The sequence below is a fragment of the Parasynechococcus sp. genome (genome assembly GCF_042954245.1).
In the GTDB taxonomy this organism is placed as follows: Bacteria; Cyanobacteriota; Cyanobacteriia; order PCC-6307; family Cyanobiaceae; genus Parasynechococcus.
Map to the genome: position 1 here is coordinate 1 of NZ_JBGKDP010000157.1, position 13223 is coordinate 13223.

The window sequence follows — 13223 nt, forward strand, 5'->3', positions numbered from 1 at the left end:
CGGATTGGACGGCGTCGCTGGCAGGCCAAGGTGTGCTGCCGGCGGGGGCTGGTGCGGCTCTTGAGCAAGAGGAACTGCAGCAGCGTTGGCAGGCCCTGCAACGGCAGCTGGCATCGCTTGGTCAGTGCCGCCGGGAGGTGCCTGTGCTCGCCGGCCTGCCGATGCCCTTGCTCTACGCCGGTGACACCCAGGTGGTGGTGCAGCCTGGCATGCTCACGGCCGCGGCGGTGATGCGCGGCTGGTTGCAGCACCTGTTGCTGTGCGCTGAGGGATTGGCTCCTGGTGCCGGTTCAGCGGTGGTGGCCCGCAGCACTCGGGTTGCCGGCGCCGAGGTGCACTTGCGCTGGTCGGCCTTGCCGACGGCTGAAGCCGAGGACCAGCTGCAGCAGCTGGCGCGGCTGGCGCGACAGGGGCTGGAGCGGTGCTGGCCGGTCCCCCCGAAGAGCGGCTGGCAGATGGTGGCCAAAGACCGGCGCAAATCGGGGTCGCGGGAGCAGGACTTCTGCAAGACCTGGCAGGACGAAGGGGCCACCCCGGTGATGCAGCTCTGCTTCGGCACCGAGATCGCTGCGGAGCAACTGATGGATCAGGCCGGATTCCAGGAGGCGTGTCAGCTGCTTTACGGCCCGCTTCTGGCGCAGCTGCGTTAGTCGAATAGCTCGTCCAGCATTTCGCGCATGCGTTCGTTGGAAATCACCATGGGCTCGCTGGCCTGACGGCGGAAGAAGTAGGCCTGATGTTCCTGGGTGATGCTTTCAACAGCGGCGGCCTTGCGCATCAGCAGTTGAGCTAATTTCTAACGACGTTCGGGGGACAAAACAGGCCGGTGGCTTCCACCAAGGTGTTGGCCTGATGGCATCTCAACGGCATAATCCCCTGCTCTCTCAAGGGTTGGGTTGCATCCGTTCACAAGCCCATAAAAAAGCGAGGGTTCTTCAGGCCCCTGCTCAGGTCATCTTCTGTTCTGGGGTGTGACGACACCCAGTCCAGTTCGCAGCTATGGAAACTAACACTGGTTTTGAGACCAGAGTTGAGCAGACTCCATCCATGGCCCAGCGCTTCGATGCCAACACCTACCCGCTCGGCCCTGGGCTTCGCCTGCTTGAGGCCAGCGCTGGCACCGGCAAAACCTTTGTCCTGGCACATTTCTGCCTGCGGCTAATCACGGAGGCCGACCACGCCCTCGAGGCATTGTTGGTAGTGACCTTCACCGATGCGGCGGCCGAAGAGCTGCGCTCCCGCATCGGCCAGCGGTTGCAACAGGCGTTGCAGGGCCTCGAGCAGCTGGAGCAGGGAATGGAGGCTGTTGCCCCGGACCCCGTCCTGGCGGACTGGCTGGCGGGTTCCGAGCCAGGGGAAGCGCGTCAGCGGTGGATTAGGCGCTTACTGGTGGCTCTCGAGCAGTTGGACCGGGCCGACATCACCACCATCCACGGCTTTTGCCGCCGCAGTCTGCGCCGTCTGGCCCTCAGCAACGCTACGGCGATGGAGCCTCAGCTGGACACCGACGCCACCCCGCTCCAAGCCGAGGTGGTGCAGGACTTGTGGCAACAGCAGCTGTTCAGCCTGCCGCCGGATCAGTTCAAGGCGTTGCGTCAACGCGGCCTCTCGCCCCAGACCCTGCGCAGGGGGTTGGCGCAACTCGACGGGGAACAGCAGCAGCGGTTCAGAGCCGCTGATGGGGCGATCGATCTGGACCAGTCCCTCGCTCCACAGCTGGAGCACTGGCTGGCGCAGCTCTGGGACGACTTCGTGCCGCTCTGGCAGCGGGACCATGCCGCCCTGGATGCCGGGTTCCGTCAGGCGGCTGAGCAGTGGAAAGCCCAGGGCTGTGGAGTCACCACCCCTTACTCCGCCAAGCCGAAGAGCGATCGTTGCGCGCAGATCAACCAGTGGCTGAATGGACAGACCGCAGTGCCATCGCTGCTGGAGATTGCAGCGCATGAGAAGCCGCTGAAGGAGTACTTCCACCCCGGTAGCTGGAGCAAGGTCGCGCGCAAGTGCGGTGAGACCGACCCCAGCCTGGTGACGCCGGCCTTGCAGGCCGCTGTTGCGGCGCTCTGGGATGCACCGATTGAGCGCACCTGGCAGTACCTGCTGGAACGGGGCTTGCAGGAGCTGAACCGCCGTCGTCGCCGCCGCGGGGTGATCACCTTTGGCGGCTTGTTGGCCGCCATGGACCCCGGCGATGGCGACGTTGCCTGGCTTACACCTCTGCAACAGCGCTACCGGGCTGTGATGGTGGATGAGTTTCAGGACACAGACCCCGTGCAGTGGCGGCTGTTGCAGCGCGCCTTTGGTGGTGGTGAACGCCACCTGCTGCTGATGGTCGGGGATCCCAAGCAGGCGATCTACCGCTTCCGTGGTGGTGATCTGGCTACCTACATGGCAGCGCGGGATCAAGTGGAGCGGATCGATCACCTGCTCGACAACTTCCGCACAACGGCACCGCTGATGGAGGGGTTGAACCGCTTGATGGCTCCGGGGCTCCCCCGATCTGAACTGCCCGTGCCCGCGGTGCGGCCTCGCAGCTCCGCCACCCCACCGCAGGATGCCCCGGCGTTGCAACTGCTGCTGTTATCCACTGAGGCGCCCTCCAGCCGCAGTGCCCTGGAAGAAGAGCTGCCCCAGCGGCTCGCCGCGATGGTGCTGGAGCAACTGCAGCAACGGAAGGACCTCACCCCCGAAGATCTCTGTGTGCTGGTGAGTCGCCATCAACAGGCGGAAGACCTACGCCGCGCCCTAGGGGCCTGTGGGCTGCCCACCCGCCTGGTGACCCAGGGGGATGTGCTCGACAGTGAAGCCGCGTTGCTGTTGCAGTGGTTCCTCGATGCCCTGGCGGAACCGGGTGATGACGCTCGCTTGTGTCTGCTGGCCTGCTCAGGACTGATGAACATCGCGCCCGATGCCCTGGAGCCGGGGCGGCTGGATCAGCTGGCTCTGCAGTTGCGTGGTTTGGCTGAGGCGATGCCGCGGCTGGGCCTGCTCGGAGCTCTGGCCGATCTGCTCAAGGGTGAACAGATGGCGGGGCTATCGGAACGGGGTCGGATGCTGGGGGATCTGCAGCAGGTGGCGCGGCTGGTGCAGGAGGCGATGCATCGCCAGGGGCTTGATGTGGCCACTGCGGCGGATTGGTTGCGACGGGAGCGGTTGCACCCCAGCCAGCCGGTGCCGGAAGCCCGCCAGCCCCACAGCGATCAGACCGACAGCGCCATCGCCGTGGTCACCGTCCACCGCAGCAAGGGTCTGGAATACCCGGTGGTGATCTGCCCCTACCTCTGGCAGTCGCCCCCAGCCGTGTCCGGTCCGCTCTGGCGTGACCCCCGCTCCGGAGAGTGCCTGGTGCGGGTGGATGTCCACTGGGGGGAGGGCTGGCAGGCGGCGCAACAGGCGCAGCAGGAGGCTGCAGCCGAGGCCGAGCGGCTGGCCTATGTCGCGGTAACCCGAGCCCAATCCCAGTTGATCCTGATCTGGGCCAGGGCCAACGGCCAGCAGGATTCACCCTTTCCCGCCTGGTTGTTCGGTGCTGAGGCCGCTGGGGATGCAATCGACAGCCTCACCGATGAGCGGCTGAGCGAAGCCCTGGCGGAGCGACAGGTTCCGATCAGCATTGATGGCCTGGTCGAGAGCCTGCCCAGTGGCAAGCGTTGGCGGCCTCCGCTGGTGGCCGAGCCGTTGGCCCTTGGTTCCATCCCCAAGCGCATCGACCGGAGTTGGGGCCGGGCCAGCTACTCGGCCTGGATTGCCTCATCCGACGACGTTCAGCTGCATGAGCAGGGTCGCGATCGCGATCCCGGCGCCGAGGAATCGATCTTGGCTGGTGCCGAACCGGCATGGTCCCAGACGGGGCCGTTGGCGGCCTTCCCGCGCGGGGCCGGGGCCGGGGACTGTCTCCACCGGATCCTCGAACAGTTCCCCTTCTCCGCGGCGGAGGCCTCTGAGCCCTGCCAACGGCTCGACCTGATCGCCGCCGAGTTGCGCCGGGCCGGGCTTGATCCCGATCTTCAAAATGATGTGTTGACGGGTTTGGAGCAGGTGTTGCAGACGTCCCTGGGGGGACCGCTGGGTGCGTTGTCGCTGGATCGGCTGGGGCCGCACCAGCGCCTGCCTGAACTCAGTTTTGATCTGCCGGTGCAGCACGTGCGCACGGCCGATCTGGTGGCCGCCTTCGGTTGTGATGCTGAGGCCCGTTTTGGCCACTCCTACAGCCCGGCGCTGGCGTCGCTTTCGATCAACAGCCGCGGGTTTCTCACCGGTTCAATCGATCTGGTGTTCCAGGACCCCCAGCACAAACGCTGGTGGGTTCTCGACTGGAAGAGCAATTGGATCGGTGAACGGCGCACCAGTGCTGAGTCGGGACTGTGCGGTCCGCATCACTACTCCCAGGAGGCGATGGAGGAGCAGATGTTGCACCACCACTACCCCCTGCAGGCCCACCTCTACCTGGTGGCTTTGCATCGCCATCTGCGTTGGCGGCTGCCGGATTACGACCCGGAGCAACATCTGGGGGGCTACGTCTACTGCTTCCTGCGGGGGATGCCCGGAGCGGTGGCTGCCTTTTCAGAGGATGCTGTCGGGCCTGGGCGCATCGTTGAACCCGTGCCGCTCAATCGCATCGCAGCCCTGGATCGAGCCCTGGGGGAGGTGCCGGCGTGACGGAGCTGCTGCCCCAGGGAACCAGCACCTGGCCCTCCAGCTTCACGGCCGGCCTGCATGCCGCCCTGCAGCGACGGATCCCGCCCCTGGCGGATGGCCCCGCCTTGAAGGAGCTCAGCCGCGACCTGGTGCTGGCCTTGGAGCAAGGGGAGTTGACGGTGGCGCTGACGCCGGAACGGCTGGCCGTTGCCCAAGCCAGTGGCTGGCTGGAGGGAGATGTCTCCCCTCTGCTGGTTCAGGGTGATCGGCTGGGCTGGCGTCGCTGGTTGCAGGCCATGGAGCAGGTGGTGGCCGAGCTGGTGGAGCGAGCCCACGCTCCCGTTCCAAATCCCGTCAAGGCTGTCGATCCCGAGCTGTCGGATCGTCTCAACGCTGAACAGTGCGCCGCCGTGCGCGCCCTGGATCAGGCCTCGGTTGTGCTGCTCAGCGGTGGTCCGGGCACGGGCAAAACCAGCACGGTAGTGGAGATCCTAGCCCGGGCGGAAGCCCGCCATCCCGACCTGCGCATCGGTTTGGCGGCCCCCACCGGCAAGGCGGCCCGGCGCCTGGGGGAGGCGGTGTTGGCGCAGCGGCCTCCGTTGCCCTGCAGCACCCTCCACCGCTGGTTGGAGGCCGGCAGCCGTGGCTGCCGTGGCTTCGGCAGGCACCGCCAGCGTCCCTTGGAGCTGGATCTGCTGGTGATCGACGAGATGTCGATGCTGGATCTGGCCTTGACCCAGGCCCTGCTGGAGGCGTTGCCTAGCGCTTGCCGGCTGCTGTTTGTGGGGGATCCAGCCCAGCTGCCGCCGGTAGGGAGTGGAGCGGTCTGGCATCGGCTGCAGCAGCCGGCCGTGCGCGGCCGTTTCGGTGCCGGCGCCGTGCATCTTGAGCGCACCTATCGCAACCGCGGTGCCCTTGCGCAGGTGGCGCATCAGCTACGCAAGGGGGATCTGCAGGCCTTTGCAGCGGATCTGGCCGCCTTGCCTGAGCAGGCCAATCTTCAGGTGCATCCCAGCCCCCTGCGTCGTTTTCCGGACCTGGTGCGTCAGCGCTGGATTCAGCGCCTTCAGCAGCTGCAGGAGCTGACGATTGATCTCGACCGCTGTACCGGGCAGGAGCTGATGGCCGAGTCCCGGCCCTTGTTTGCGCTCCTCGAGCAGGACCTGTTGCTCTGTCCACGCCGCCGGGGGCCGTGGAGTCTTGATGATGTGCACCGCACCCTGCTGGGGGCCAATGCCGCTGGCAAGGTCGAGCGTTGGCCGATCGGCTTGCCGGTGATTTGCGGTAGCAATCAACCGGAACTCGGCTTGGCCAATGGCGATCTCGGGGTTGTGATCGGGGTAGGGTCTGAACGACGCCTGTTGTTCCAGGTGGTGGATCCGGACGGCCAGCTGAAGGTGCGCCGTTTGCATCCAGCCCGTTTGCGGCGTCTGGAGCCGGCGGTCGCGCTCACCATCCATCGGGCCCAGGGCAGTGAGGCGGATCGGGTGATCGTGCTCTGGCCAGATCCCCTCGAGGCTGGCCCGGCTGCTGAACATCAACGCCGTTTGCTCTACACAGCGATCACGCGTGCCCGTGCCAGCCTTGATCTGGTGACGCTGCTCTGACGCGGGTGGACTGATGCGGGTTGAGCGTCCCTGGGGCTGGTACGAAACGTTGACCCAGGGGGACAACTATTTGGTGAAACGGCTGCTGGTTCGTGTCGGGCAGCAGTTGTCCCTGCAGCGGCATCGTCATCGCAGCGAAAGTTGGACCGTGGTGTCCGGCTCGGGGACTTTGCTTTGCGGTGAGACCTGGCACGCCGCCAGCGCGGGCGTCATGCTCTCCATCCCCTGCGGCGCTGTGCATCGCGCCCATGCAGACGGTTCAGATCTGCTGATTCTGGAAGTTCAGCACGGTGATGATCTGCGGGAAGACGACATCGAACGGCTGCAGGATGATTACGGCCGGGTGATAACTTGAGGGCCAACCTTTGAAGCGTAGGCAACACAACCAGAGCGCAACTCTTACGTTGCAGGGAGGTTGTGAGCCTGATTTCAGAGATCAATCAGGCGAAGCCACCTTTCATGACTGAACAGCAACAGCAGCGCGACGATTCCGCCTGCGCAGTGGATCTTTCTGCATCCGACCTGCCGGAATCCAATTCTAATGCTGAGGTGTTCACCACCACCATCACGTCGGCTGAACCGGAATCCGGTTTTGCCGGTTTTGGTTTCAGTGAGGCCCTGCTCCGCACTCTGGCGGACAAGGGATACAGCGAACCTTCCCCCATTCAGAAGGCGGCCTTCCCCGAGCTGATGCTCGGCCGCGATCTAGTGGGTCAGGCTCAGACCGGCACCGGCAAAACAGCAGCGTTTGCGTTGCCGTTGCTCGAGCGTCTTGAGAGCGGCCAGAAAATACCCCAGGCCCTGGTGCTCGCCCCCACACGAGAGCTGGCGATGCAGGTGGCCGAGTCGTTCAAGGCCTATTCCGCTGGCCATCCCCATCTGAAGGTGCTGGCGGTGTATGGCGGCACGGATTTCCGCTCTCAGATCAGTGCTCTTAGACGCGGGGTTGATGTGGTGGTGGGCACCCCCGGCCGGGTGATGGATCACATGCGTCAGGGCACGCTCGACACCAGCGATCTGCGCAGCCTGGTGCTTGATGAAGCGGACGAAATGCTCCGCATGGGCTTCATCGACGATGTGGAGTGGATCCTCGATCAGCTTCCTGAGCAGCGTCAGGTGGTTCTATTCTCCGCGACGATGCCCCCTGAGATCCGTCGCCTGTCCAAGCGTTATCTCAAGGATCCTGCTGAGGTCACGATCCGCACCAAGGATCAGGAAGGCAAGCGGATCCGCCAGCGTTCGATCACGGTGCCGATGCCTCACAAGCTCGAAGCCCTGCAACGGGTTCTCGACGCCTGTGGTGGTGAGGGTGTGATCATCTTCGCTCGCACCAAGGCGATCACTCTGACCGTGGCCGAAACCCTTGAGGCCGGTGGCCATCAGGTGGCGGTGCTCAATGGCGACGTTCCCCAGAACCAACGGGAGCGCACCGTGGAGCGCTTGCGCAGCGGATCGGTCGACATCCTTGTGGCGACCGATGTTGCAGCGCGGGGTCTTGATGTGGAGCGCATCGGCCTGGTGATCAACTACGACATGCCGTTCGACAGCGAGGCCTACGTGCACCGCATTGGCCGGACGGGCCGGGCTGGACGCACCGGAGAAGCGGTTCTGTTCGTGACTCCACGGGAACGGCGTTTCATCCGCAACCTCGAGCGGGCCACGGGGCAGCCGATCGAAGCGATGGAGGTGCCCGGCAACACGGCCATCAACCAGGGACGGCTGGACCGTCTGCGCAAGCGTTTGAGTGATGCGGCCCAATCGCAACGCCCTGACGCCGATGAAGCGGCCCTGCTCCAGGAGTTGGTGCAGCGGGTGGCCACGGAGCTTGAGCTCAGCCCCGAGCAGCTGGCCATGGCAGCACTCAACCTGGCTATCGGACCTGATGCGCTGCTGCGTAAGGGCGACGATGACTGGATTCAGAACACCCGTCGCAACGACCGCGACCGCGATCGCCATTCAGGAGATCGCCGTGAGCGGCGCGAGCATCCGACACGGGCTCCTGAGGAGAACATGCAGCGCTACCGCGTTGAGGTGGGTCACCGCGATCGGGTTAAGCCGGGCAACCTGGTGGGGGCCATCGCCGGCGAGACCGGTCTGCAGGGCCGGATGATCGGCCGCATCCAGATTTTTGACAATCACAGCCTAGTGGATCTTCCCAAGGGCATGCCGGAGGATGTGTTCAATAGCCTTCAGCGCCTGCGCGTGATGAATCGCGAACTGCAAATTAGCAAGGCCTCTTGATGCGTGCAGTGCTGGCTGTTGGTCTGATGTCGGCTCCCCTGGCTGCTTCAGCCTCGGACAACAGCCTGATCACCCAGTTCTGCAGAACGGCCGTCAAAGCCGAGCTGCAGAGGGCTGGGACCGTTCCCCCTCAGGGAATGGTGGACGACACCTGCCGTTGTTTTCTGGCCGAGGTGCAGAACGGGGCAGGGATCCAGACGGCCCAGGCCACTTGCAAGGCAAAGGCCGCCGAGACCTACAGCCTCTGATCCCCGGGGATCAAGCAAGGTCAGAGTTGGCTCACCTGCACGGTGGCCTCCGGCTGAAGCAGGGCCAGTTTCTCCACTACCTGAATCAACTCGATCTGCTCGCTCGGTGTGGCCTGCCGGATCAAGTTGTTGAGCAGCACAAGCTTGTCCACCGGATCCAGCTCTCCATCGGCGGTCCAGCACAGGGCTTGGAAACAAAGGCTGTCGAATGTCATCTCTCTCCTGCGTCAGGGTCTTCTGACAATGGAGTGGATAGCTTGGTTGCGGGCGAGTCTTCGCAATTGCTTCTTTTTTTTGTGTTGATTCATGCGACTGCCCTGTAACGTCATCGGGTTCACGCCTGAGCACTGGCCCTTTCCGAGCTTTCGGAACCGGCTCAAGCGACTGAGCAAGTCCAACGGTTCCACGGTCCATGACCATCTACATCGGCAATCTTTCGTTTCAGGCGGAGCAGGAGCACCTCTTCGATCTCTTCAGTGAGTACGGCGAGGTCAAGAACTGCAGCCTGCCCCTGGATCGTGAGACCGGTCGCAAACGCGGTTTCGCCTTCGTCGAGATGGTCAACGATGCCGATGAGCAGAAAGCCATCGACGATCTTCAGGATGTGGAGTGGATGGGCCGCATGATCCGCGTCAGCAAAGCCACCCCTCGGGAGCGCTCCGGCGGCCCCCGTGGTGGTGGTGGCGGTTACCGCGGCTGAGGCTCAGGCCTCGGCCTCCATCATGTCCAATTCCATTTCACGCAAGCTCAGCCGACGCAGCACGTCATCGCTGCTGTTGGCTGAGCTTGCGTGATGCTCACGGGCGTCCTGGAACTGGGGCAAGACAGCCCGCAGTCCACGGCGTTTCTGCCGCGCCAGGTAGCGGTGAAAGCGGTTGAACGACCTTGATCGGCTCATGGCACCTCCTTCAGTTCTGGTTCTGTTGTAGTGCGTCTTCAGGGGTGAAAACCGTGTCGGAACGAACCCTCAGGAAAGCTTCAGCAAATTGCTCCCCCTTGATGCGGTTGTTGCGCCATCTGGCGCCGCAGCGCCGCCTGGTGGTTGCAGCGGTGACTTGTTCTCTGCTCAACAAGCTGTTCGATCTAGCCCCGCCGGCCTTGATCGGCCTGGCCCTGGATGTGGTCTTGCGCGGTGAGCAGTCCGTGCTGGCGGGTTTCGGTCTGAGAACCGCGGGCCAGCAACTGTGGGGTCTGGGCGGCGGAGTCGCTGTTCGAATACCTCTACGACGTGTTCTGGCGCAACCTGGCGCAAACCACCCAGCACAGCCTGAGGCTCGAGGCTTACGACCATCTACAGAAGCTGGGGCTGGCCTTTTTCGAGCAGGACAGCACCGCCATCAAGCGGCCGGTGCTGTCCTGCTCGAACGATTCTGGATCGGGGTGCCAACCAGATCCTGCAGTTGATCACCACCGTGCTGGTGGTGGGCATCGGCATGGCGATGGTGGCGCCGGAGGTGGCCCTGTTCGCCTACCTGCCGATCCCGGTGATTCTCTGGGGATCGCTGCATTTCCAGCGCCAGCTGGCGCCGCGTTATCGGGAGGTGCGGGCCCGGGCCGGTGACCTCGCCTCCCGGCTCGCCAACAACCTGGGGGGAATGCTCACGATCAAGAGCTTCACCGCTGAGGCTCTGGAATTGGGGCGCCTGCAGGCGGAAATCCTGGCCTACCGCCAGAGCAATGCCCGGGCGATTCGACTCTCGGCAGCCTTCATCCCCTTGATTCGCTTCGCGATTCTGTTCGCCTTCCTGGCGATCCTGTTGATCGGTGGCTTCAAGGCCCTGGCCGGGGAACTGCCGGTGGCCACCTACAGCGTTCTGGTGTTCATCACCCAGCGGCTGCTCTGGCCGTTAACCGCCATTGGCCGAACCCTCGATGAGTACCAGCGCTCGATGGCCTCCACGCAACGGGTGCTCGATCTGATCGATACGCCGATGTTGATCCAGGGAGGAACGGTGCTGGTGGATCCGCAGCGGCTGCGGGGTGAGATTCGCTTTGAAGCGATGGATTTCGCCTATGCCGGCCGATCAACGCTGCTGCAGGGCTTCGATCTGACCGTGCCAACGGGATCGACCCTCGGCATCGTCGGCGCAACGGGGTCCGGCAAAAGCACTGTGGTGAAGCTGCTGTTGCGGTTGTATGAGCTCGATGGCGGACACATCTGCCTGGATGGGGTCCCCATCGACACCCTGCAGCTTCAAGACCTGCGCCGCTGCATCGCCCTGGTGAGTCAGGACGTTTACCTCTTCCACGGCACCGTGGAAGACAACATCGCCTATGGCGTCGCAGATCCCGATCCGGTGGCGATTGAGCAGGCTGCTCGCCTGGTGGAAGCCGCTGGATTCATCGACGCCTTTCCCCAGGGTTATGACACCCTGGTAGGGGAGCGGGGGCAGCGCCTCTCGGGCGGACAACGCCAGCGCATCGCCCTGGCCCGCGCCATCCTCAAAGATGCCCCGGTGCTGGTGCTCGATGAAGCCACCGCAGCGGTGGACAACGACACCGAAGCCACCATCCAGCGCTCCTTGGCGCAGATCACCCAGCACCGCACCACCGTGGTGATCGCCCACCGGCTCAGCACGGTTCGCCATGCCGACTGGATTGTGGTGATGGACCAGGGCCGGATTGTGGAGCAGAGCTGCCACGACAGCCTGGTGACCCAGGGCGGGATCTACACCAACCTCTGGCAGGTGCAGGCCGGCGAAGGGGTTATCGCTTCCTGAAGCAGCTGTTGTTGCCGGCAGTTCCGGCGACCATGCTGGGTCCGCAAGCCGGCGGTGCAGCCATGGCCATGCAGGCCTCGATCAGCCACGTCATGCATCACCCCCTCGGGGTATTCTCGTTGTTGGTAGCGATCAGTGCGGCGGTGCCGCCGTTGATCCGGCGGCTGGGTCTGCCCGATCTGGTGGGGTTGCTGGCGGCTGGCGTGGTGGTGGGTCCCCACGCTTTGAACTGGGTCGACAGCAGCAGCGAAACGGTACGGCTGTTCTCCGATCTCGGGGCGGTGTATCTGCTGTTCACGATGGGTCTGGAGATTGACCTGGAGGAGTTCAACCGGGTCAAGCGCCGCTCGTTCATCTATGGCCTGTTGATCCTGTTGATTGGTGTGGGCACGGGCGTGTCGATCGGCCTGATGGCGGGCTTCGCCTCGGTGTCGTGCTTGTTGCTCGGTGCCCTGATGGCTACCCACACACCCCTGGGTTACCCGATTGTGCGCAGTTACGGCGCCCAGAAGGACGAGTCGGTGGTGGTGAGCGTGGGCAGCACGATCTTCACAGATATCGTGGCCCTGCTGCTGCTGGCGGTGGGATTGGGGCTGGGCCAGGGCAGCCTCAGCGGGCTGGGCCTGGGCCTGCTGCTGCTCAAGATCAGTGGCTTCGCTCTGGTGGTGATGATCGGCATCCGCTGGCTAGGCCGGCACCTGGTGCTGCGGGGCATCAGTGATGAAAACCGGATGGTGCTCGCTGTTTTGGTGGCCCTGTTCCTGGCCTCCTTGGGGGCTGAACTGGCCGGCGTCGAGAAGATCGTGGGCGCCTTCCTGGCTGGTCTGGCGGTGAATTCTGTGCTGCCCGAGGGCCGGGTGAAAGAACAGGTGATTTTTGTGGGTGGCGTGCTGTTCATCCCGATCTTCTTCATCGACCTTGGATTGCTGCTGGATCTGGGCAGCCTTGGTGAAAGCCTGGGCAACTTTCAGTTCACCGTGCTGATGCTGGTAGGCGCCATCGGCGGCAAGGGTCTGGCGTCCTGGCTGAGCGGACGGCTGTTCGGTTATCGCCGCGCCCAAATCCTGATGATGTGGTCTCTGACGATGCCCAAAGTGGCGGCGACCCTGGCCACGGCCTTTATCGGCTATCAGGCGGGTCTGCTCAATCAGACTGTGCTGAACAGCGTACTGGCTGTGATGGTGGTGACGGCCACCCTGGGGCCGATCCTCACCGAGCAGTCGGTGACCCGGCTCAAGGATCCCAGCCCCGATGCGGTGCCGGTCAGCTTTGGTGAGGCGGCGGCGGTGCTGGATGGCGTCAATGAGGTGGTGCAGCGCCCCCTGCGCATCGTTGTGCCGGTGGCCAACCCCAGCACCGAGAAAGGGTTGTTGAGCATGGCAGCCCGTCTGGTGCAGGGCTCATCGGGGGCTGAAGGCTTGCTGCTTCCTCTGGCGATGGTGAATCCCAGCCTCGAAGAGATGCGCGGTGGTTTGAACCGGGCCGTTGCGGCAGCGCGCGGACGCCTCAGCACGGCGGAGAGCATCGGTGCCCAGTTGGCTGTGCCCAGCCGCAGTCTGCTGCGGCTGGATGAAGACATTGCCGGCGGCATGAGCCGCACAGCCTTGGAACAGGCCGCAGATCTGTTGTTGATCGGTGCAGCCCGCACCGATCAACTCCGGGCCTGGCTGATGGGTGACCTCGTTGATGGGGTCTGCCGCACGGCCCACTGTCCGGTGGTGGTGGTGAACCTGGGCCGTGAGACCGATAGCGGCCTGGGCCGGATCCTCGTT

The 13223-nt window shown here is 64.2% G+C and carries 10 protein-coding genes and 2 pseudogenes; 9 read left to right on the top strand and 3 right to left on the bottom strand.

The genetic code is table 11. The annotated features are described in order from the left end of the window. A pseudogene (locus tag ACGVJ8_RS07065) lies at positions 1 to 650 on the top strand (exonuclease V subunit gamma); the annotation flags it as partial. Here the strand turns inward: ACGVJ8_RS07065 and ACGVJ8_RS07070 are convergent. Then, entirely contained in the window at positions 647 to 778 is a 132-nt protein-coding gene (locus ACGVJ8_RS07070; RefSeq protein WP_392346721.1) for a hypothetical protein, read from the bottom strand. The pseudogene ACGVJ8_RS07065 and the gene ACGVJ8_RS07070 sit on opposite strands and share 4 nt — an antisense overlap. A 269-nt stretch (positions 779 to 1047) precedes the next feature. Between ACGVJ8_RS07070 and ACGVJ8_RS07075 the strand changes: the two genes are divergently transcribed. The 5 genes from ACGVJ8_RS07075 (at position 1048) to ACGVJ8_RS07095 (ending at position 8731) form a co-directional block, all read left to right on the top strand. Beyond that, on the top strand, positions 1048 to 4656 hold the full coding sequence (locus ACGVJ8_RS07075; RefSeq protein WP_392346723.1) for a UvrD-helicase domain-containing protein: 3609 nt from the start codon (positions 1048 to 1050) through the stop codon (positions 4654 to 4656). Further along, a complete protein-coding gene (locus ACGVJ8_RS07080; RefSeq protein WP_392346724.1) occupies positions 4653 to 6242 on the top strand; it encodes an ATP-dependent RecD-like DNA helicase in 1590 nt (529 codons plus the stop codon). The genes ACGVJ8_RS07075 and ACGVJ8_RS07080 overlap by 4 nt, the downstream gene beginning before the upstream one ends. Positions 6243 to 6255: 13 nt before the next feature. Beyond that, positions 6256 to 6597: a phosphomannose isomerase type II C-terminal cupin domain gene (locus ACGVJ8_RS07085; RefSeq protein ID WP_392346726.1), complete on the top strand. Its 342-nt coding sequence runs from the start codon at positions 6256 to 6258 to the stop codon at positions 6595 to 6597. Between the two features lie 104 nt (positions 6598 to 6701). Then, positions 6702 to 8483, top strand: coding sequence for a DEAD/DEAH box helicase (locus ACGVJ8_RS07090; RefSeq protein ID WP_392346728.1), 1782 nt, complete (start codon positions 6702 to 6704; stop codon positions 8481 to 8483). After that, positions 8483 to 8731: a hypothetical protein gene (locus ACGVJ8_RS07095; RefSeq protein ID WP_392346730.1), complete on the top strand. Its 249-nt coding sequence runs from the start codon at positions 8483 to 8485 to the stop codon at positions 8729 to 8731. The genes ACGVJ8_RS07090 and ACGVJ8_RS07095 overlap by 1 nt, the downstream gene beginning before the upstream one ends. A gap of 20 nt (positions 8732 to 8751) precedes the next feature. On the opposite strand, the gene ACGVJ8_RS07100 is transcribed toward ACGVJ8_RS07095, so the two are convergent. Beyond that, positions 8752 to 8946, bottom strand: a complete 195-nt coding sequence (locus tag ACGVJ8_RS07100; RefSeq protein ID WP_392346732.1) for a hypothetical protein — start codon at positions 8944 to 8946, stop codon at positions 8752 to 8754. Between the two features lie 197 nt (positions 8947 to 9143). On the opposite strand from ACGVJ8_RS07100, the gene ACGVJ8_RS07105 reads away from it, so the two are divergent. Next, positions 9144 to 9431 carry an RNA-binding protein gene (locus tag ACGVJ8_RS07105; RefSeq protein ID WP_011364605.1) on the top strand — a complete coding sequence of 96 codons (288 nt, stop codon included), beginning with the start codon at positions 9144 to 9146 and terminating at the stop codon, positions 9429 to 9431. A 3-nt stretch (positions 9432 to 9434) separates the two neighbouring features. Here the strand turns inward: ACGVJ8_RS07105 and ACGVJ8_RS07110 are convergent, their stop codons facing one another. Continuing rightward, on the bottom strand, positions 9435 to 9629 hold the full coding sequence (locus ACGVJ8_RS07110; RefSeq protein ID WP_392346734.1) for a hypothetical protein: 195 nt from the start codon (positions 9627 to 9629) through the stop codon (positions 9435 to 9437). A 101-nt stretch (positions 9630 to 9730) separates the two neighbouring features. Between ACGVJ8_RS07110 and ACGVJ8_RS07115 the strand changes: the two are divergent. Together ACGVJ8_RS07115 and ACGVJ8_RS07120 are read left to right on the top strand one after the other, a co-directional pair. Next, positions 9731 to 11451 (top strand): annotated as a pseudogene (locus ACGVJ8_RS07115) (ABC transporter ATP-binding protein). Positions 11452 to 11483: 32 nt separating this feature from the next. After that, positions 11484 to 13223 (top strand): cation:proton antiporter (locus ACGVJ8_RS07120; RefSeq protein WP_392346736.1); only part of this gene is annotated, 1740 nt, incomplete at its 3' end.

Coding starts and splice junctions, on each gene's coding strand:
- ACGVJ8_RS07110 (WP_392346734.1), bottom strand. CDS start 9,629: ATGAGCCGATCAAGGTCGTTCAACCGCTTTCACCGCTACCTGGCGCGG.
- ACGVJ8_RS07070 (WP_392346721.1), bottom strand. CDS start 778: ATGCGCAAGGCCGCCGCTGTTGAAAGCATCACCCAGGAACATCAGGCC.
- ACGVJ8_RS07105 (WP_011364605.1), top strand. CDS start 9,144: ATGACCATCTACATCGGCAATCTTTCGTTTCAGGCGGAGCAGGAGCAC.
- ACGVJ8_RS07090 (WP_392346728.1), top strand. CDS start 6,702: ATGACTGAACAGCAACAGCAGCGCGACGATTCCGCCTGCGCAGTGGAT.
- ACGVJ8_RS07075 (WP_392346723.1), top strand. CDS start 1,048: ATGGCCCAGCGCTTCGATGCCAACACCTACCCGCTCGGCCCTGGGCTT.
- ACGVJ8_RS07085 (WP_392346726.1), top strand. CDS start 6,256: ATGCGGGTTGAGCGTCCCTGGGGCTGGTACGAAACGTTGACCCAGGGG.
- ACGVJ8_RS07100 (WP_392346732.1), bottom strand. CDS start 8,946: ATGACATTCGACAGCCTTTGTTTCCAAGCCCTGTGCTGGACCGCCGAT.
- ACGVJ8_RS07095 (WP_392346730.1), top strand. CDS start 8,483: ATGCGTGCAGTGCTGGCTGTTGGTCTGATGTCGGCTCCCCTGGCTGCT.